This window comes from Ignavibacteriales bacterium (assembly GCA_026390795.1).
GTDB lineage: Bacteria > Bacteroidota > Ignavibacteria > Ignavibacteriales > Melioribacteraceae > Fen-1258.
This window is the reverse complement of the sequence record JAPLFG010000003.1, coordinates 2,051,969-2,073,700: the sequence shown is the minus strand read 5'-3', so window position 1 is coordinate 2,073,700 and position 21,732 is coordinate 2,051,969. Positions and strand designations below refer to the sequence as shown.

Sequence of the window (21,732 nt, the reverse complement as noted above, 5' to 3'; positions counted from 1 at the left end):
CCTTGGTAAAATTTCGCTTGTTTTAGCTTAAATTTGCAGTTTTTCAAAATGTTTTGACCATTTTGTGACCAAGTCATTTCCAAATACAACCAACTACACCGTCTACACAGAGCATGAATTGCCGCTCCAATTCTTCATCATCTGTTTGATTTCTTTGTGGTTGAGGTTTTGAATATGGACAATTCTTTGATTACTTAGAAGTTATTTAGGTTTATGTATTGATTCGAATAGCAGGCTTTATTGAAACATTGCTTATAATTAATTCTATTTATTCCTTCAGGGAATAATTTTCATTCCATACTTTAGTAAATATTATTGAAGTAATATTAATAATTGAAAACATTACCAGCATAGCTCCAATAATTGCAATTACTCCGGTAACCTCTAATAAACTTTGCGTACCATTTGTAAATGACGTCTCAGCAATCCAATTTGAAGCTGAAAATAATACAAGACCAATTATTACAATCAGAATATTTGCAATTTTATTTTTTATTTTTGACTCCTCATTTAAATTTAGTTTGGAGTAAAAATCATATTAAGAATTTCATTATTCTAAAAATCTCTTATATACATTACTATTTATATTTTCATTTTTAGCTGCACTATGAATAAAGAATAGGGACAGAAGCAATAAATAATAATTGCGTTAGTTTTTTTCATAGTTGACTTCAGTTTATCCAGTTTGATTATATTTTTCATTATGCACTTTTTTCCCATTATATAAAGGAGGTAATAAACCTATTACCTCCTTTAAGAAATACTTAAGAATGAATTAATTTTCCATTTTTTCTTACTGCCAATTGTGTATGCGAACCATTATCCTTATGACTAATATTTTTTACTTCGAAGTTTGACTTTAATACATTATCGCTTTCATTTATTTTAAACTGAGAAACAAGATTTTGAAGATTATCAGTCAACCTATTTAGATCTTCCGCTGCTTTTGCTATCTGTTGAACGCCGGCTGCGCTTTGTTGGGTTACACTGCTTATCGATTCTATATTCTTACTGATCTGTTCAGCCGCGCTCGATTGTTCTTCACTTGCCGCTGCTACTTGTGTAGACATATCAACTACATCCTGAGCGCCGGTAATAATTTCTTTAAGTGATTGACCTGCTTTTTCAGCCAATGCTTTTCCTTTTTCTACTTCTTCTGTTCCTTGTTGCATTGATACAACTGCGCCCTCTGTGTCTTTCTGAATTTGGCGAATCATTGTAGCAATTTCTTTTGTTGCTTTGGTTGTGCGTTCTGCTAATTTTCTAACTTCATCGGCAACAACTGCAAATCCTCTTCCTTGTTCACCGGCGCGCGCGGCTTCTATGGCTGCATTCAACGCCAACAAATTAGTTTGATCTGCTATATCATCAATCACTTGAACGATCTCACCAATTTCATCACTTCTCTTGCCTAATACTTGAACTGTGTCAGCCGATCTCTGAACTACTTCTGCAATTTTATTCATACCATCAATTGTCTCGCCGACAACTTTGCCGCCTTCTTTTGCAATATTACCTGCATTTTTAGCAGCATCTGATGCCTGTCCTGAATTCTTAGTTGTTTCAAAGATTGTCTTTGTCATCTCTTCAACAGCACCTGCAACTTCAGTTGTTTGAGCACTTTGCTCTTGAGCGCCTGCTGACATCTCTTCTGTACTTGATGAGATTTGATTACTTGCACTTGCTGTGGCTTGGACTGCTTCACTAACTTCTCTCAATATACTTCCAACAGAATCTCCAAGATTATTGATGCTCTGTTTTATCATTTTATGCTGGCCTTTGTATTCTGCTGTTACTCGTTGAGTAAAATCTCCGGTTGCCATAACTTCTAAAACTTTGGCACCGTCTTGAACAGGAAGAATTACAGCGTCAAGCATTTCATTCATTCCATTAACTATGCCATTATAAGCACCTTCGAATTTTGTTACATCGCCTCTGTTATCAAGCAATCCATTTTTCGAATCTTCAATTAATTGCTGAAGTTCTGCTGTAAGCATGTTAATCTTTGCTCTTACACCTTCGTATGCATCGATACCTGCTTGTGCCTTTGAAAGCATGGAATTAAATACTTCAGTCATTTCTCCAATTTCATCTTTTGTTTTAACTTCCAAATTATTAGTTGCTTTCTCCACCTTCAGAGAAAGATTACCTTTCGACATTCCCATCAGCCCGTTGCCAAGATTTGTAATACAAACCGACTCTAACTGTTTCATCCTATCTTTTACCTTATTAACAGCTTTTGAAAAATAACCTGCAAGCAACCAGCCGATTATGACTGCTAAAAGAACACCAACAACCATGAATATAATCATAGTCCTTGATGCAGAATCCGCTTCAACAGTATTTGAATCCGATCTTTCTTTTGCAGATTTTCCGTTGAGGTCATTAATTTTATACAGTAAATCTTGTACTTTTGTTATGGATGCATCGAAATCACCTCTAAGATTTGCGAGAGCTTGATCTTGATTCTGGTTGGATAATGCTATTAATGCTTCTCTTTTAGGAAGGTACTCATTCCATGCCGCTTTGAATTCTTCAAATTGTTTCTTATCGTTTTCATCAATGTAAGTTTTTTCGTATTCAGGTATGTTCAATTTAATAGCCGCATCTCTTTCCTGTATTTGTTTAATTGCCTCAGCCTGTTTTACCGGATCTTTTGCATTAATAATTGCTTCAAGTGTATTCACTCTCTGTTTCTGAAAGTCCGTCCGAAGATCACTAATAATTGCGATAGGTACTGTATTTTTTTCGTATAAAAATGTGTCGCTGTCATCGGCTTGTTTAAGTTTCAATACCCCGATATATCCAACAACTCCGGTAATAAATGATACTAATAAAAAACTAACTAATAGTTTTGCTTTGATTTTAAGATTCTTGAACCAGTTCATTTTAGTATTCCTTATTGTTTAATAATAATGTTTTATTAAAAACTCATTGTAAAAGCCGTTACATAGTTTGTACCGCTTAGTTCGTTCCTGCCAAGAATATCATTCTGCATTCCGAATACAATTAGCAGGTTTTGAGAAAACTGATAAGTGAACCCGGGTGTAACAGAAATTTTGTTAGAATGAAATATTCTATCGTACGTTGTAAAACCATTTAATTCTGCAACGGCTTGAAAATTCTGGCTAATAAAGAGACCAAAACTTAATCCGTAATTCAGAAGATGATTGAAATCCGAAGAGCCGTTTATTTTTGAATATGTAAATATTCCATCAACGGAAAATTTATCGTTTATTTTTTGCGAAACGATGAATCCCGCAGAGTAGGAATATTTTGCCGTATAATCTGAAGAGAGAGCTGTGTCGGAAAAATTACCCGCCGGCAAAGAACCCCCTACAATAAGTGCCACATTAGTGTATTCATTTGTGACCGCGGTAAATTTAGTACCTATGAAGATATCTTGAAGTCCTGTTGAGAATGAAGTACCGAATTCTAAATTTTCTAAAACTCCCATAGTGATTCTGAAGGATAAAGAAGATACCACATGGCGGTTAGAAAGATTATCAGTACTGCCATTGATATTGTAACACTCGTGAGAGCTGAATACGGAGAACGAAGGTTCAAATTCGAAATGAACCAAAGATATTGTACTCGCACGTGGCACCAGTAACTTTGATCCTGATATTCCGCTTATTTGCCCGAATAGATTAGTATTCGCAATCAAGGATATTAATAAAATCGATATGTAGATTTTTATGCGTTTCATCTTACACCGCAACCTGTAATTGTCCCGATTCTTCTTTAAGTAAAACTTTATCAAGATCAATAAGAATTAGAAGCCGGTCGTCAAGTTTGCCGACAGATTTAATGAAGTCCGAATCTACACTTGTTACTATTGAAGGCGGTGCTTCTGTTATGTTCACCGGAATGCGTAATACTTCATTTACAGAATCAACTATAAACCCGATAGTTCTTGTCTCAATTTCTACTACAATGATTCTTGTGTCTTTATCGTGTTCCTTTTTCTCCATGTTCAATCGGGTTCTAAAATCAATAACCGGAATGACTCTTCCTCTCAAGTTGATAACGCCTTCAACGAACACAGGTGAATTAGGGACTTTAGTTATTTGTGTCATCTTGTTGATTTCTTGAACATTGAGAATGTCGACTCCAAATTCCTCGCTTCCAATCTTGAAACTTACAAGCTGGAGAAGTTCGTTGGAATCATCTTTCTTTTGATTTACGTTACTCATTTAACAGTTCTCCTTATTTAGTTAATTTGCCTTTTTCATTTATGAAATAAATTGGTTCTGCAATTTCTTCGCAGATTGCGTTTATTTTCTTGAAATCCTCGGACAATTTTTTAAAACTATTTTTGAATGGTTCATCATTACTCATAACTCCTTCCTGATGGACTGCGGCATAAACAAGTTCTTCTTTAATTTTATGTGCTCTGTTATTGAGAGAGGATAGCTCACTGTTTAAATTTTTCATTGAATGTTTTTCATACGCATTATTTTTTTCTAATTCGCCGATCAGACAAATTAAACTTTGTGAACTATGCTCCAGGTATTCGGCAAGACTCAAAACTTTTCTAAAAAAATCATAAGAAATAATTAATGTGTTTTTCATTTTGATTCTCCATGTTTATTGCTTAATGGAATTCCAAATTCAATTGTTGTCCTGACTCCTTCTTGGATTTCTATGTTTAGAAAGACGTAGTATAATTCTATTATTGATTTAACGATGGCCAGTCCGAATCCCAATCCTGCTTTGAAAGATTCTTCGTTGCGAAGTTGATTAAATGGTACAATCATTTTTTTATTTAGTTCGGGCATTCCGAGTTTACTTCGAAGATTGACTACAGGTATCACTCTTCCTCTTAGATTTACAACGCCTTCAATAAAGTCTGGTGAGTTAGGAACTTTTGTAATTTGAATCATCCTAATTATTTCATGAACCATAAGGATATCAATTCCGAACTCTTCTCTATTTAATTCAAAACTAACTAGTTGAAGAAGTTCGTTCGATTCGCTCTTTGAAAACCCCTCTCTCTTCACGCTAACCTCATGTTAATTTTTCTTATCTTTTTTATTGATTAATTATTCCCAAGGTTCTTCAAGATATTTTCAACGACTCGCTGATGTGATGATACTTCCTCAATCAAATTCTCAAACGATTTAATTGAAATACTTACACCGGTAGCCAGGCAAAATAATGTATGTTTTATCCTATCGATATTATGCTCAATTACATTTAAGGTATGAGTTATATTTTCGTAGTTACTTTCTTCCTCTTTGATACATGTTAACAATTTTTCATTTAGCAGATTTAATTGCTTCTGAAGCATAGATGTAAACATCAACACTATTTCCAAAGACAGTACAGCATCTTCTTCATTTTTCTTTTCATTGTAACCGATAAATATTTTAAATCCCTTTTTCATGTTTAACCTCTCATATATAAATCATTCTATATCGGCAATTGGTAATTGAATCGTTACTCTTGTAGCGCTTTCGGGTAAGCACTGAATTTTAAGATTGCCGTCAAAGAATTCTACAATTTTTTTTACAATTGGTAATCCCAGTCCGCTTCCGGGCATAGTTTTGTCATATTGTTTATTAAAAATGTTAATCTTTTCTATTTGTTCTTTTGTAAATCCTTTACCTATATTTTCAAAGGATAGTTCGTACAAATCGGTTTTGTTTTTTCCTAATACTTTTATTGTAGTATTCGGGAATGAAAATTTGAATGCATTTTCAGTCAATTCTTTCATTAATGCATCAAAATAAAATTCATCTATTTTTAACGGGCTTTCATCAATTTCAATTTCCGTTTTAACCATCTTTTTGGTATGTTTTTTTTCTTCATGTACCACATTAAGAACCCGCGCTGTAATTTCTTTTACCGAATTATTTTTAAGAATACTATTCTCATACAATTCACCTAATTCGTATTGTATATTTGAAAAGAGAATGAATTTTTCAATCGTTGTACGAAGACGTAATGCACTCTCCTGAATAGCAAGACCCATTTCTTCAATCTCTTTCTGTGATATAGATTTAGAGTATTCTACCATCATTTCGGAGTAACCAAGAATTGGTGTCAACGGTGTTCTTAACTCGTGCGGAACAGAGAGAGCAATAATTTCTCTAATATCCCTAGACATTTCCTCGAAATATTCTTTCTTATGTAGTCTCGTTTCTATCATTTTTAGTAGTTCGCTCGACTTGAATGGTTTTGTTAAATAACCATCGGCACCCATCGACATTCCTTTTCTAAAATCCTGGTTTGAGCTTTTGGCAGTAAGAAATACAAACTGTACTTGTTTATATCTTTTTGAGTTTTGAACATATTCAAATAATTCATAACCATTCATTTTAGGCATTATTATATCGGAAATAATCAAGTCTGGTATTTTTTGCCGTAATTGTTTTACGGCTTCTTCTCCATTAGCCGCTGTAATAACAGTATAAGATGCCTCATGAAGAATATCTATGATTGTTTCTCTGAGTTCTATATCATCTTCTATAACAAGAATTGTTTTTTGCATATTATTATTCTTTTTATATGCATATTGTCGTAATCAAATACTATTTCTATACTCAATATTCCTAAATGAGATGTTTTTATAATAAGTGGGAGGTATTAAGCACCAAGTGGTGTGGTTAAAAAGGGGCTAATTATTTCTTGAATATACTTTTAATCTTTTGAGAATAGCGTTTACTACACATAATAGTATTTCCACTATATTTCATTTTTAGAACTAGAGCGCCGTTAAAATACGGTTCAATTCTATCAATATGATTTAGATTAACAATAGTATTATGGTGAACCCTCAGAAATGTTTCTGGAGGTAAAATTTCTTCCCAACTTTTTAATGATTTTTTTTGAACTGTCTTTTTTCCATCAATCAGATTCAGGTTGGAATAATGTTCCACTACATCAATAAAAAGAATTTCATTTAATGAAACAAGTTTACTTGCTTTACCGTAATTTATAATAATTCTGCTTTCAGGAGTCAATTTTGTTAATTCGTTTTTGTTACTAATCTTTGTGCTTAATTCCTGAATTCTCTGGAGACGATCATAGACAATCTTCTGAAGTTCCTTATTTGACACCGGCTTTACTATATAATCATCAGCACCTAGTTTCATTCCCTCGCGCATAATCTTAATATCAGTTTTAGCAGTCAAAAATATAAATGGTATATCTTGTGTCTTCTTGTTTTCCTTTAATTTTTTCTTGAGTTGAAATCCGTCCAAAACCGGCATCGTTATATCACACAAGATTAAATCTGGGGTATGTTCAAGAGCTAATTTTAGACCTTCTAATCCGTTAGACGCCGTATATGTTATATTACCATCATGCTCAAAAACATCTTTAAAGGTATCTAATATTTCCTCTTCGTCTTCAATAATAAGTAATTTATACATTTATAGGACCAGCTTTGAATGACTCAAAATATATTTTTTTTCAATTAATCGGAATTATAACGATAAATGTGGTGCCCTCTTTTTCTTTACTTGTAAATGAAATTTCACCTCCCAATTTATCAACAGTTTTTTTTGTAATACTTAATCCTAATCCGCTTCCTTTAATATTTTGAGAATTAGACATTCGTGTGAACGATTGATAAACATTTGTTTTTTCTTCTTCAGGGATACCTATTCCAGTATCTTCTATTTCAAATCGCAATCGATCGGTTGATGAATTTACTCTAAAATTAACGGACCCATTTTCATTGTTATATTTGAAAGCATTTGAAATTAGATTTTCTAAAATCTTTCTTAACAATCGAGAATCAACTTTAAAATAATCCCTATCCAATTTTATATGCAGTGTTGATTTAATCTGTGGAAATGACTCACTTATTTCTTCGAATATTTCTTTACAATACTGATGCAAATATATTTCTTCTTTGTTCACACTTATTTTTTCGCTTTCCATCTTGTTTAAAAACAAAACTTCCTCCAACATATATGTCATGTTCTCAACATTTTTTCTAATTCTATTAAAGTATTTTGATTTTTTTTGAGAATCCATCGTTTCAATAGCTGATTCCAAAAAATCTGATGAAGATAATACAGTAGTCAGTGGGGTTCTAAATTCATGTGAAACCATTGAGATAAAATTATTTTTTAACTCGTTCAGTTCTTTTTCTTTCTTTAGTGCTTCTTGAATTTCCAACTGAAGTTTTTTGATTTCGGTTATATCTCTTGCTGAAATAATTACAGTGCCTACTTTGCCATTTATATCATATTCCGGCATAGCCAACAAATCTGCCCAAATTCCATTTGGCAATTTAAATTCGACACGTTGGCTTTGTGTGGTATCGAATACTTGTTTTATTAATGTTTCAAATCCATTCACAATATTTTTAGGGAAATTCAACTCGCTAAGTGACTTGCCGATATAATGACTTGTAGTTATACCAAATAAATCTTGCAAAGCGGAGTTCATATATAAAAATTGAAAGTTTTTGTTGACCCTGATTATAACATCTTTTATGTTTTCTGCAAGAGCTCTAAATGTTTCCTGCGATTGTTTGAGTTCTGCGGTTCTTTCTTCAACCATATCCACTAGATGATCTCTATACTTGTTCAATTCTTCTTCGGTTCGTTTGCGTTGTTGAAGATTCACTAACATGTTCGCAAACACTATTAAGAGACGCTTTTCGTTACCTGAAAAAGTATGTAGCTTTTTAATCCAATGAAAACCGATTGCTCCTAAGCAGTTGTCTGCATTCATTAGGGGAATACTTATAGAGCTTTTATGTCCCATACGCATAATAAAATCTCTCAGCTCTCCCGGTGATAATGTTGAGACATCTTGTATAAGCACTTGTTCACCACGCAAATGAGTCTTTAGTGTTAAATCCGGAATGTTAGTAATAGGAATTTTTTGAAAACTAGCGAACATTGATTCGATACCCAAATTACACCATTCATGAGTAGCACTGGCCACTTTATTGTCTAAGTCGTAACTCATAATATAAACTCTATCGGCATCAACTAAACTTCCTAATTCTTTTAGCGAAACTTGAATATTTGATTCAACTGTTTCCAGAGGAAGATTAATAAATGTGGTGGACATGTTCATTAAAAATTCTTGTAACTTAATAAGTAGCTTCATTTCCTCTTCAATCCGCTTGCGTTCTGTAATGTCGCGTCCAATTGATGATGCTCCAATTATTTTACCTTCCTGATCTTTGATAGGAGAGATGGAAAGTGACATATAAATTTCTTTCCCATCTTTTTTTTCTCGTATTGTTTCATAGTGATCTATAATCTCACCTAATTTCAATTTTTCAAGAATTACCGGCACCTCATTATTATTTTTAAGTGGAACCAGTAATGATATCGATTTCCCAATCATTTCATTTTCTGTATAACCATAAATTTTTTCTGCGCCTTTATTCCAACTCGTAATTACTCCATCTAAATTTTTCCCTATTATTGCGTCTTCAGACGATTCAACTATTGCGGCGAGATTATTAGCTTTTTCTTCTGCTAGTTTGCGCTCAGTGATGTCCAGATACGTTCCGAGTATGCCGATGATCTCTCCCTTAGAACTTCGCAGAGGTACCTTGCTGGTAAGAAGTGCTATGAAGTTCCCTTCAGGAGTTTTCGAAGGCTCTTCGATGTTAAGCATAGAAGAGCCGCTCTCGATGACATGATGATCATCGTTACGATACAATTCCGCCTGATCATGCCACACCATCTGGTAATCATCTTTCCCGATTACGTCCTTTGGTTCGGTAAATCCCGCATCGCGCGCAAATATCACGTTACAACCCAAGTAAATGAGATTCTTATCCTTCCAGAATACCCGCACAGGTATCGCGTCGATAATCCTTTCGATGAGCAACTGTGATTCTTTCAGTTCCTCTTCCGCAAGTTTACGTTCAGTAATGTCTTCAGCCATTCCTATAATTTCTTGACCATTTCCGTTTTCATCGCGTAGCATTGCAACAAAAAGATTAGCCCAAACAAGATTTCCATTTTTATGAACATATCTTTTTTCCATACTGTACTTGGATATTTTTCCATCAATCAAATCAGTAAATTGGTTCATATCTTTATCAACATCTTCCGGATATGTGAATTCAGTAAACTTCATTTTGGACAATTCATCATTACTATAACCGACCATATTAGATAAGGATAAATTTGATATGATCGGGTGGCCTTGCAAGTCCAGTAGTGCTATTGCGATTGGGGATTGATCAATGATTGCTCTAAAAAGCTTTTCATTATCTTGAATCCTTTGTTCGATTATCTTTCGCTCTGTAATGTCACGAATATTACATTGAACTACTTTGTGAGAGTTTACCGAATATATATTGCTTACGAACTCAACATTGATTTTTCTTCCATCGGATGTTTCAAGAGGTAAGTTTTTATAACGGACATATTCTTTCTGCTGTAGTTCTAAAAATTTATCTTTGTTAGCAACTATATTTTTAAAGGAGTTTATTTCCCAAACCTCTTTTTCAAGTAATTCTTCTTTTGAGTAACCGAGCAACTCAATCAAAAAAGGATTGACATCAATAATCTTTCCAGTTTCTATGTTGAGAATAAGTATTCCTTCTTTAATCGATTCAAAAAGACGGCGATACTGAACTTCGGAAGCCGCCAATAACATCTCCGTTTTTAGCCGGATTTCTTTTTCTTTTGAACTATCAAGTGCTCTCTTAATTGCGAATTGAAGTCTATGAAGTCTATCTTTTAGTATTAACTGTAACATTTTTTGATCTCTAATAAATTATTGAAACAGTTAATTAGTCAACTTTCTTATCTCACTTTTTTATAGCGTTTCATATAGTAGTATCAATTCATATTTGACATTATTAATACCTGGGATGCAGCACTAATTTGAGCTTGTGTCGTTGCCGCTAATGAAGATTGCGCTGCCACCTTTACTGAATTGAAAAATGCTGTATAAGCGTTGATAATTACATCAGCGGAAATTGTACTGCTTATAGAACCGCTCAGAATTGTTTTCGAGGAGCCGAATCCATTAATGCTTACATCGAGCGATTCAATTAACGAAGAGTACGCGGCTAATGTTACTTCTATCTGAGATTTAATGGCATAATGGTACTGAACATACGCGTTTGTGATAGCATTGATATCGACTGCGGTTTTTATTGATGAAGCGAGCGCTGCTCCAGCAGATGCAACGGCATTCATCTGAGCAGAAGAAGCTCCCAAAGCCTGAAATTGCTGTATCATCGCAAGGTTCAGGACAAATGAATATCTTTTGTTGAAACACTGTGCCAGAGCAAGTCTTGCAGAAGAATTCATTGAAGCTGATGAATTTATAAAGGTGGTTATACCTATCCGAAGTAATTCTGCATATACACTAGCACTGATATTATTATTTGCGTACCCAGATAATACTGTCTGTTGGAAATTGTCTTTATCTTTATCCGCTTCATCATCTGAATCTGCCGAATTGTACAACGCTAAATCAAGATTCGATTCGGCTTTTGCTTTAACCTGCATCATTGCCTGAATCTGGCTGGCAGATAATCCGAAATATGAGTTTGCCGAAGCCTGAACGATGGCCTGATACTGAGCCTGCAAAGCTGCTGCGAATGCATCTTGCGCGTCTGAATCACCGTGAAGATGCAAAGCACTATTAGTGTTAAGCATCAATTTGAGATCTGCTAAATCAAGAGAGTTAGCACGTCCCTTGGCTACCAACTTAATATAAAGATCAGTTGCAGTAGTTGACTCCACATTCAAAGGAGGAGCATAAACCGTACTTCCGCTCTCAACGGTTGAAGAAACCATCGCTTTCCACACGGTAGCCCCCTGAGTTGCAATTACAACAAGATTATTTTCGCCGTGTATATTTGTCTCGACAACAAATTTCCCCGATGCATCAGTCTGTACATTTTGTGTTGACACCGTCTTAAGTGAACCGTCTGCTTGTATTTCGGCCAAAATCACTACTGCGCCGGCTAATGAAGTCTGAATGGATGTACTTTTATTTAAAATATTGGATGAAGCCGCGGTTGTAGATAATCTTCCCGCAACTTTTGAAGTTCCCATACCACTGGAATCTACAGGGTTATCCTGTGAGCATCCCGAAATAAGGAATGCACATATTGCAATTCCTGTAAAAAGGAATCTGCTTAAAAGAATATTATTTTTCATTATTGTCTCCTTTATTAATGTTGATCTTATATGTTTAAGCTATGTACTGTTTTTATTTTTCTTTCCATATAATAACTTCTTTCTGTTTCCGTGAGAAAAATAAATTATAGAAATGCCAGTATATGCAGTACTTATGGGATAAAACCTGTGGTTGTTTTTACGACATGTAGAAATTCGAATGTTTCATTAGTTTTTATTTAAACTTCGAGCCATGTATGACGCAGGGCACATTCTCTTTTCTTACTCCAATAATTAATTTTGTTTTTCGAAACGGGGATTGGAATAACTTTGTTTAATATTCATGATCTTTAGAATAGAATAATTCTGTAAAAAGAAAAATGAGTTAGCAGCAATTTTTTTTTAATTCTTCTCCGGTAATTATAGAATTGATTAATCCGCCCAGGAACAATTTTAAAGTTATAAGATCTTTATATTTATCGAAAAAGTAGTCAATATTTGAGCTCTCATAAACTCTATAATAATATGACGGGTTACTGTTTGTAAGCAATATTATTATTGGTCTGTTTTTTAATGAACTTACTTTGGAAGTCAAGTACAGCACATCCCCTTCAAGTGTCATTTCGTCAAGAAGAAGAAGATCAATGTTCTCCTTTTGTAAAATATCTAAAGCGCTAACTGATGTGTCAGCCCTATATATACTTTTGCCGGTTCCCTCTATTCCGAGGTAATTAATCATTTTATCCCTTACAGGGTCACGGTTGTCGACATATAATATTTTCATTTTCTCACATTCGAATGATTCATGATTTGAAATTACTAAGGCGGGGATAATTTTTATGCGGAAAATTCAGAGATTTTAATGCGGTGTTTCTTTGAAATATTTTGTAATAGGAATTACTACATGAAATAAATGTACTAATTATGTTTTAAATAAGATTGTTTTCAATTGTATATTTAATTAGTAAGGCGATGGAAGTAAGATTAAGTTTTTCCTGTATCCTCGATTTATATGACGCTACAGTATTTACACTGAGATTCAAATGTTCTGCGATCCTTGTTAATTTGTAACCCTGGCCTATTAATCTTAAAACTTCAAATTCCCGATCGGATAATTTTTCGTGCGGGTATTCTTTTTCAGATTTGTTTCCATAAAGCAGGAGATCTTCTAATACTTCCTGTTTGAGATATTTACCCCCTTTCGATATTTTATTAATTGCCATTATAATTTCATTCGGTTCGGCATTTTTACTTAAATAACCGTCGGCACCTATGCTTAATGCACGCGGCCCAAATTTATCATCTGAATAAATACTGAATATCAGAATTTTCAATTCAGGATACATCGCTTTAAGATCTTTAACACAGTCGAGTCCGCTCCGGTCCGGCAGAGATATATCAAGAGTAACAATGTCGGGCTGCTCGGAGCCAAGCAGTTTCATAAGGTCCGAAATGCTCGTGGCCTCGCCGATGATTTTGAAATCTTTATTCATAGAGAATATTTTTTTTAGTCCTTCTCGTACTACTTTATGGTCGTCAGTAATTATAATATTCATTTCAGTTCTCCTGATTAATGGATTCATTCATAGGGACCTTGACTTTAATAACAGTTCCTGAGTGGACTCCGTTTTCAATCGTCAGGGCTCCCCCAATGTAAAGCGCCCTTTCTTTCATCCCTAAGAGTCCAAAAGTGTTTTTCATTTTTTCTCTCTTATTGTTGAAGCCTATTCCATTATCTTCAATACTTATTTGGATTGCTTCTTCAAGAAGCGAAAACTTAATCTTAATCTCTGACGCATTTGAATGTCTCATGGCATTGGTTAACGCCTCCTGAATAATTCTATAGAGCGCAATGTTCGTTTCTTCGTTCAGTTTGATTTCTTTGAAATCGGAAGTGACGGTACATCGCATGTTGCTGATTCTTGTGAATTCCTTAGAATATTCTTGGATTGCCGGAATTAAACCGAGATGTTCAAGGACATAAGAACGTAGTCCCTCTGAGATATCCCTTACAGACTGAATGCCTTTATCAACCATTTTTTTTACTTCACCCAATTCATTAAGGATTTTTTGCAGACTCGTGTTTCCATTTTGCTCGAGAATTTCTTTTATAAATAAAATATTCAGGTTAATACCAGAAAAAAGCTGCCCGAGTTCATCATGTACCTCCCGTGCAATTCTTTGTCTCTCGGTCTCGCGCGCATATTGTATCTGCGCGGCAAGATTCCGCAGTTCTGTTTCTGAATTCCGAAGCTGTCTCTCAGTTTCTCGAAGCTGCTCATAGTTAAGAGATTTTTCAATGGATATCGAAACATTTTTTGCCACCGCATTAAGCAGATTAATATCCTCTTTATTAAACCCCCTATTTTCTTCGTGATTATGAAGTTCAAAGAAACTTATAAGTTCTCCGTTCGATCCGAAAACGGGAATTGAAATAGCCTGCTTTATTGTATACTTCTGGACCAATTCCTGATTTATGAATGAATCGTTTGCAACAGCGTTGGTATAATAACCACTATTGAGAGATTTGAATTTCAGGCAGATTCCGTTCTGCGGATTCCAATACATCTTAAGATACTCCCAATGATCTTTATTGAAGTATCTTTTTGTCATTAGATTATTTCCGTCAATAATTGTTGCAAAACCGCATTCTGCATTCACCAATCCCAGACTTTCAATAACCAGTGCATCCAATATCTGATCTATTTCGAGTGATGAATATAATTTGGAACTTATCCTGAGTAGTGAGTCAATTGTTTCGGCATATTTTTTCCTCTCGTCTATATCGTAACAGGAACCTATATAACCCGAAAATTCTCCGTCTTGATCGTGAAATGGCATTCCGTAATCAATAATCCATTTATATTCCGCCATTCTGTTTTTTAAACGGTATTCGAGTACAAAGCTGTTTCTTTTCCTGAATGAAGAATAATAGTCATTCTTGACCCGGGGACGATCCTCAGGATGGATGTCCTCAAACCACCCATCTCCTAATTCATCTTCTAGTTTTTTACCAGTAAACGCCAGCCATGCATTGTTAAAATAGTAGCACTTTCCATCGCTGTCCGAACGCCAGACGGGATTGGGAAAATCGGAGAAGAGTTGGAGATGAAAATCCCTCGAATTAAGTAATTTTTTTTCTATACTCAGTTTTTCAGTTAAATCCCGGCTTACTTTTATGAATCCATAAATTTCATTATTACTATCCTTCAAAGAAGTTAAAATCACTTCCGCCCAGAATTTCACCCCATTCTTTTTCAGCCGCCATCCTTCATATTCGCATCTTCCCTTTTCAGTGGCAATTTTAAGTAATGCGGCAGGTCTTTCATTTTCTCTCTCTTCTTGCATATAAAATATTGAAAAGTGCTTCCCTATTAATTCCTCTTTGCTATATCCGTTAACTGATTGAGTTCCGTAATTCCAGCTAGTGATTATCCCGTTTGGATCGAGAAGAAGAATTTCAAAGTTCTTTATATCCCGCACAAGAACGTCAAATCGCATTTCAGATTTCAGTTTTTCAAGCTCTGCTTTCATGGCTTTTTTGTGATTAACCAGAATACTTTTTCGCCAAATGAATAGGAGAGAAAGAACAAATAAAAGATCTGCCGAAATAAAACCGAGTATAATATTTTCCGCAAGATCTTTAACAGGAGTATATAATTCGGATTTATTGATTTTAGTAATTAGCGTCCAGGTTGATAAGGGCACTTTTTGTAGAACTGCCACTACTCTTTCGTGTCTGTAATCAATGCCGTCCAGTGCACTCCAATCGGATTTTATTCTGCTGACTTCTTCAAGCGCCTTCCCGTATGTAGAATCCAGTAATGGTTTATCAACGGTTGAAAATTTGGGGGTGTTCAGGTAAACAATTCCGTCGTTGAACGGCTTAACAAGGAGCACTTCGAGTGTTGAAAAAATGTCTTCACGTATATTAAGCATTGCATTAAAAGTTTTCTTCGGATCAAATTTAAGAATCAAGACATATTTGTTCTTCTCTTTGTTCTGGGGACCAACTAAAGGGACATAAAATTTGGAAGAATTCCTTTCACTGAATTTATCATCTGCATCTGAAAACGTAATTGAATTTAAATTAACTGAATTCATACACTGTATTGAATCTATTCTGTCAAGATATTCTCTTTCCGGTATAACTTTATGAAGAGTCTTCCCGAAACCACTAACTAGACTTACGTTGTCGTATTGATAATAAAATTTCAAAGCCTTCGACCACTCAGACAAATTTTTAGTGCTGTTGGGATTAGTGAATGGTACAGGTGGATTATTCTGTAAATATGGATTGGTCCGCATAACTTCCAGCTGGGAATATCTTCCAGAGAGCCAGTCATTTATTTGCAAATATTTTTGGTCGGCGACTGCCCGAAGGAATAAAAGCTTCTCATCTACAATTTTTTCTTTCTGATATATATAGTAAAGGGACCCAACTAGAGCCAGAGATATGCTTATAATAAACAACGGCCAGAAAATAAGTGCAGGTGGGCTTTTAGAGAACTTCTTCAGAGAAAATCTGAAAAGACTGAACATCTCATTAACTTTCTTAATGATGATAAAACATATAAAATAAAATCTTAGTTCACAAATTGCATTCTATTGGTTGAGATGTGTACCTATTAAAAATCCTATCCGTACTGATCTCAGTCTTTCTAGACTAGAATCACTTTCTTTTCTCTCAGAAAAAAAATCGTAAAATTCATCATGCTTAAGTCTTTACTCTATTTTTGTCTTGGTTTCTTCAAATCAAAAACACAACTCCAACTGGAAATCATCTTTCTTCGGAAGCAACTTGAAATTCACAACACTTTAAATAATCAATGAAATTATATTCTTCAGAGAGTAGTATACTCAACGACAAATACATTTCCACTTTTTAATTCAACATTTTGAAAAATGATGATGACTGAAATGTGGCAGATATTTGCAGTTTTTGTTTGTTTGCATTTTGAGTGAGTAATGAAGCATGGACTTTATTACAAATTGGTTTGGGTGGTAATGTTGTTGGCAGAACTGGTGAAAAAATTGTTGAGAAGATTAGAAAATGAATTAAGTGGGGGTCGAGGCAAGTTCTTTTTCAGAGGATGATTCAGTTAAACCAAAAACGAGATCTTTCTCTACCAACTTTGTAACATTAAGTAATGGTATTAAATATTTGTTAAATGGAGTATTCTCAGTTTTGGAATGCAAAAGACCACGAGTAGTTCCAACACATATCATTAATAAGTGAGCTACAAAACCTTTGGGCAAGACAATAGAATTGGTTTCGACATTTTTAAGCAAATCCCAATCGGAAGATGCAATTTGGAAATGGCAACCACCCTCAATTAATAAAAATGGGGTGTTTGAAGAATCGTTGAATGTAAATTGTGTAAATACGCCAATAGCCCTATTGTTTTGATCGAAACCAAATCTAACATTTGTTAGTACATTCAAATTTTCATCTTTTTTAGGCGGATCACCAATAATTGCGAATTGCTCTGTTGAAACATTTAGAAGATGGAAGCTAATTAATTTAGTCTCACTCATTAGGCAGCCTTTTTTCTGTTAGAATCTCCATCCACATCCGGGCAAGTGATAGGTTCTTGCATTTCTTTATAAGACAATTTATGAGAAGGAAGAGACATTTTTTTATAAGCCGGAGGAATATAAAGACCTTCTGGGACAGATTTTATAGTTGTCTGCAATGAAGGAATATCCATGAGAGTTATTCCTAAAACAATTTCCAGTTTATAAATTGTTTCCAAAGTAAGATTTTCATTTCCCTTTACAAGTTTATTTATCTGTTGAGGAGAAATATTTAATTTCTCAGCCAATTCTTTTTGAGTAATACCTTTTTCTCTTATAGCTCTTAAAATAGTAAGAGCAATTTTAGCTGATTTATCGAGCCATTTTTCGTTGGTAACGCGCCATTTAGCTTTTTCAAGCCATTTAGAAGGTTCTTTAGAAGCAATTTTTTTTAATCTTTCGGATACTGAGCTCATATAGTTCTTTCGTTTTAAGAGTTAATCTTTTAATGCGTCTTCATCAAATATTCCTTCTGCGCGAAGGAAGGCTAAACAGTTGTCTAATCTTTGCAATTCTTTTTGAGTATGTGCGCGTTCAATCATTGTTCTTGTAAGTTTAATAGCTCCACCAGTTATGACATAATAATTTTCTGGAACTTTTATAGCGTACACTCGAATCCAGCTTTTTTCAATAATCCCATAAGCTTTGGTTTTTTCCAAGTCATCTTGTTTATATGTAATATTATCGAGAGGTTTGAAATAAGAGTTGAGCGATTTAGGACTATTTTCATCACTATTTTCGATTTCTAATAGTTGTTTTTGAAGTTCTAATGCGTCACTTCGGGTTTGCATAACGGCGTCTTCAATAGAAATTGTACCAAAGAAGCCACCAATTAAATCATTTTTATTTCTAGTAAAGAAATCTTCCAAATATTCAAGATCTTGCCATTGATCAAAAAGACGATCAAATTCGTCAGTTTCTTGATCGTCATACTTAAAAGAAAAAAGAGCTTGATTTTGAGTTTCAAATATAGTAACAATTTGCATAAAATCAACCTATAAGTTGATTTATTTTAAGGTAAAAATTCATGACATTTCTTTGAATAATTGCTGAAATAATTGAGAATCCTTCTGACTTTGCAGTAACATTCTAGCGATTGTAGCATTAAATGCTTTCTTAAAATCTTCATCGCTGGCAAAAAGTTTATAAAGATCTAATTCGTTTTTCCTTTCTTTGTTTACAGCTTTTATGATGAGTTTTTCCAATGCAATTCTTCTTGCAAGTTCGTCGGGATTATTAACGACTTGCTCTTTAAAGTTAGGATGATTGTAAACACTTCGAGCTATGTTTATAAACTTAACTTTTCTTTCATCATCAGTAACTCCCCAACTATCGAAATGTTTTTCGTTAAATGCTTTGATAATTTCATTAAGAGGATCTATAATCACCTCACTGCCATGATAGCCGCGCGGATTGGAGTTGATTGGATCGACTTCCGTTGCCGCAGGGTCAAGATCAATGCGGTAATTTAATTTTACCCGTGCGATGCCGTAACTGTTAAGATCGACATTGTTGAGCAGTTCGTCAATCTTATCTTTATCAGGATCGGAAATTTTTAGTTTTGGTATAAGAAGTTTTAGAAACCAGTAAAGCATTTCCCATTGAATGATGTTCTGTGGCATGATGGATGCAATCTGCCCATAAATCTTTACAAAATGTTTGGCTTTTATTTTGAAATCAATTTTAACTTCTTCTTCCAGTTCAAGTTCGTTATTGAAACGATTGGCATTTATATCAATCAATCCGTCGAGTTCTTCGCGGGAAACATTGTTGAAATATTTTTCATTGAATAGCTCAACCTCACTCCATTCATAAATGCCGGTTTCATCCATTTTATTCTTGAGATCGTGTAAAACATTAATATCGGTTGGCTGACTTAATGATGTTGAGGTATAGAATGGATCGAAAGCTTCTTTTATATCATCGGTAGTATTGAAGAAATCCAAAACGAAAGTATCTTTCTTATCCATCTTTTGATTTGAGCGGTTTAATCGGGATAATGCTTGCACTGCCATAACACCTTGCAGTTTTTTATCGACATACATTGTATTCAGCAACGGCTCATCAAAACCATAGAGATATTTATTGGCAACAACGAGAAGACGATATTTATCTTCTCTAAGTTTATCCGGAATATCTTTACTTGGGAAACCATTAAGTCTTTCTTCAGTCAGTTCAACACCATCAACTTTCTTTTTACCGGAGAAAGCAATAATGATGTCGAATGGAGCGTGCGCATCTTGAATAGCCCGCCGTAAAGCATAATAATACTTTATTGCACGATCAATATTCATGGTAACAACCATACCTTTTGCTTTACCTTTAAGTTTACGGGAATTAACTACATTCTCAATAAAATGATCGAGCATAATTCTAGCTTTTACTTCGATAGTTTCTTTGTGTCCTTCCACATACGTTTTTAGTTTTTTCTGCGCTTTTACCGTTTCAAAAAGAGGATTGCCTTCAGTAGATTTTAATACTTGGTAATAGCTTTTGTAAGTTGTGTAGTTAGCAAGCACATCCAAAATAAAACCTTCTTCGATTGCTTGTTTCATTGAGTAGAGATCGAAGGGCTTAAATTTTTTCTGCCCGGCTTCAAAATAGGGCTCGCCAAATTTTTCGAGAGTTGCCGGTTTTGGTGTTGCCGTGAAAGCAAAGAAAGATGCATTCTTACTCATCTTTCTTTCGTCCATTGTCTTCAGAATGAAATCTTCAATGTCTTCAAGTTCAACATCATCTTCGGAAGAGTTAAGTGCGACATTAAGTTTATGGGAGGAAAGACCAGATTGTGATGAATGAGCTTCATCTATGATAACCGCAAAATTACGATTGGATAAATCTTGAATACCGTCAACGATGAAAGGGAACTTTTGAACTGTGGAAATAATTATCTTTTTACCAAGTTCGAGATATTTTTTTAGATCGGCAGAATTTTCAGCATGGGCGACAATGTTTTTAACTTCTGAAAAGAGTTTGATATCATCGCGAAGTTGTTTATCAAGAACCTTGCGATCAGTAATTACAATAACCGAATCAAAAAGATTAAGAGTGCCGGATTGATTATATAATTCTACAAGTTGAAAAGCCAGCCATGTAATAGAATATGACTTACCGGAACCGGCTGAATGCTGAATTAGATATTTACCGCCAACACCTTTTTCTTTAACTTCTGCTAACAGACGATTAACAACCCGCAGCTGATGGTAACGGGGAAAATAAAGATTCTTTTTTACCTTCTTGGTTTTTACACCTTTCTCTTCAACTATCTTAGCAAAGTGTTCTATAATATTAACAAGATTTTCTTTAACCAGAATTTCATCAGTTAAGTATGCTGTTTTGTAGCTGGAAGGATTAAGCGGATTACCTTTACCAAAATTGAATCCTTTATTGAAAGGAAGAAAGAAAGTTTCATTCCCGTCAAGTTTAGTTGCCATAAAAATATCTTCGGTATCCATGGCGAAATGAACGATGCATCTACCAAAATTAAATAAAGGATCCGAAGGACTGCGCTGTTCTTTATATTGTTTTATTGCGTTATAAACCGATTGACCGGTCCAAAGATTTTTTAGCTCAAACGTTATGATTGAAATGCCATTAAGAAATAAAACCATATCAACAGATTTGAGCGGTTCACTTTCCGAATAATGAACTTGTCTTGTTACAGAAAATATATTTTTAGCAAAGTTTTCTTTCACTTCCGGATTAAGAGTGTTATATGGCAAACGGTAAAGAAATGTGAGATGTGCATCGTCAATAAGCAAACCTTTTTTGAGAAGAGATATTATTCCATCGGATTTAATTTTACGGTTAAGGCGTTCCAGAATTATGCGCTGCCAATTTGGGCGATCGTTTAGCTTGTTTAGTTCTTGCGGCTGTGTAGCTTCAAGGAACTGCCAGAAGATTTTTTCATCTATGCAGAATTCTTTGTTAAAGCTGGAGCTTTCTCCACTAATGTAGCCAAAATGATTAAGAGCGTAAGCGGGGTTTGGTTCTTTTACACCTATAGTTCTTTCTTCTTTACACGAACCAGTAAGTTTCAGTTCGATTAATTGTTCTAAAGCTTTTTCGTTTGTAGAAGTAACCATAA

The 21,732-nt window shown here is 34.5% G+C and carries 17 protein-coding genes; all 17 read right to left on the bottom strand.

What is annotated here, in order from left to right; translation table 11 throughout:
- Nucleotides 1–764: 764 nt before the first annotated feature.
- Entirely contained in the window at nucleotides 765–2,888 is a 2,124-nt protein-coding gene (locus NTX65_12650) for a methyl-accepting chemotaxis protein (GenBank protein ID MCX6170187.1), read from the bottom strand.
- A gap of 35 nt (nucleotides 2,889–2,923) precedes the next feature.
- On the bottom strand, nucleotides 2,924–3,709 hold the full coding sequence (locus NTX65_12645; protein MCX6170186.1) for a hypothetical protein: 786 nt from the start codon (nucleotides 3,707–3,709) through the stop codon (nucleotides 2,924–2,926).
- Nucleotide 3,710: 1 nt separating this feature from the next.
- Entirely contained in the window at nucleotides 3,711–4,196 is a 486-nt protein-coding gene (locus tag NTX65_12640) for a chemotaxis protein CheW (protein ID MCX6170185.1), read from the bottom strand.
- Nucleotides 4,197–4,209: 13 nt separating this feature from the next.
- A complete protein-coding gene (locus NTX65_12635) occupies nucleotides 4,210–4,575 on the bottom strand; it encodes a hypothetical protein (GenBank protein MCX6170184.1) in 366 nt (121 codons plus the stop codon).
- On the bottom strand, nucleotides 4,572–5,003 hold the full coding sequence (locus NTX65_12630; protein ID MCX6170183.1) for a chemotaxis protein CheW: 432 nt from the start codon (nucleotides 5,001–5,003) through the stop codon (nucleotides 4,572–4,574). Before NTX65_12630 ends, NTX65_12635 begins: the two co-directional genes overlap by 4 nt.
- Before the next feature lie 38 nt (nucleotides 5,004–5,041).
- Nucleotides 5,042–5,389 carry a hypothetical protein gene (locus tag NTX65_12625; protein ID MCX6170182.1) on the bottom strand — a complete coding sequence of 116 codons (348 nt, stop codon included), beginning with the start codon at nucleotides 5,387–5,389 and terminating at the stop codon, nucleotides 5,042–5,044.
- A 21-nt stretch (nucleotides 5,390–5,410) separates the two neighbouring features.
- Nucleotides 5,411–6,496 (bottom strand): hybrid sensor histidine kinase/response regulator, encoded by a 1,086-nt coding sequence (locus NTX65_12620; protein ID MCX6170181.1) that lies wholly within the window; start codon nucleotides 6,494–6,496, stop codon nucleotides 5,411–5,413.
- Nucleotides 6,497–6,626: 130 nt separating this feature from the next.
- A complete protein-coding gene (locus tag NTX65_12615) occupies nucleotides 6,627–7,379 on the bottom strand; it encodes a LytTR family DNA-binding domain-containing protein (protein ID MCX6170180.1) in 753 nt (250 codons plus the stop codon).
- Nucleotides 7,380–7,419: 40 nt separating this feature from the next.
- The gene (locus NTX65_12610) at nucleotides 7,420–10,692 is read right to left on the bottom strand and encodes a PAS domain S-box protein (protein ID MCX6170179.1); all 3,273 of its coding nucleotides are present in this window, start codon (nucleotides 10,690–10,692) and stop codon (nucleotides 7,420–7,422) included.
- Between the two features lie 83 nt (nucleotides 10,693–10,775).
- A complete protein-coding gene (locus tag NTX65_12605; GenBank protein MCX6170178.1) occupies nucleotides 10,776–12,110 on the bottom strand; it encodes a hypothetical protein in 1,335 nt (444 codons plus the stop codon).
- A 343-nt stretch (nucleotides 12,111–12,453) separates the two neighbouring features.
- Complete coding sequence (locus NTX65_12600; protein ID MCX6170177.1) at nucleotides 12,454–12,852, bottom strand: response regulator; 399 nt, start codon at nucleotides 12,850–12,852, stop codon at nucleotides 12,454–12,456.
- Nucleotides 12,853–12,997: 145 nt separating this feature from the next.
- Entirely contained in the window at nucleotides 12,998–13,624 is a 627-nt protein-coding gene (locus tag NTX65_12595; protein ID MCX6170176.1) for a response regulator transcription factor, read from the bottom strand.
- A 1-nt stretch (nucleotide 13,625) separates the two neighbouring features.
- A complete protein-coding gene (locus tag NTX65_12590) occupies nucleotides 13,626–16,610 on the bottom strand; it encodes a PAS domain S-box protein (GenBank protein ID MCX6170175.1) in 2,985 nt (994 codons plus the stop codon).
- Between the two features lie 516 nt (nucleotides 16,611–17,126).
- Entirely contained in the window at nucleotides 17,127–17,606 is a 480-nt protein-coding gene (locus NTX65_12585; GenBank protein ID MCX6170174.1) for a hypothetical protein, read from the bottom strand.
- Nucleotides 17,606–18,061, bottom strand: coding sequence for a helix-turn-helix transcriptional regulator (locus NTX65_12580; protein ID MCX6170173.1), 456 nt, complete (start codon nucleotides 18,059–18,061; stop codon nucleotides 17,606–17,608). Before NTX65_12580 ends, NTX65_12585 begins: the two co-directional genes overlap by 1 nt.
- A gap of 21 nt (nucleotides 18,062–18,082) precedes the next feature.
- The gene (locus NTX65_12575; GenBank protein ID MCX6170172.1) at nucleotides 18,083–18,631 is read right to left on the bottom strand and encodes a hypothetical protein; all 549 of its coding nucleotides are present in this window, start codon (nucleotides 18,629–18,631) and stop codon (nucleotides 18,083–18,085) included.
- Nucleotides 18,632–18,670: 39 nt separating this feature from the next.
- Nucleotides 18,671–21,730 (bottom strand): DEAD/DEAH box helicase family protein, encoded by a 3,060-nt coding sequence (locus NTX65_12570; GenBank protein ID MCX6170171.1) that lies wholly within the window; start codon nucleotides 21,728–21,730, stop codon nucleotides 18,671–18,673.
- Between the last annotated feature and the right edge of the window lie 2 nt (nucleotides 21,731–21,732).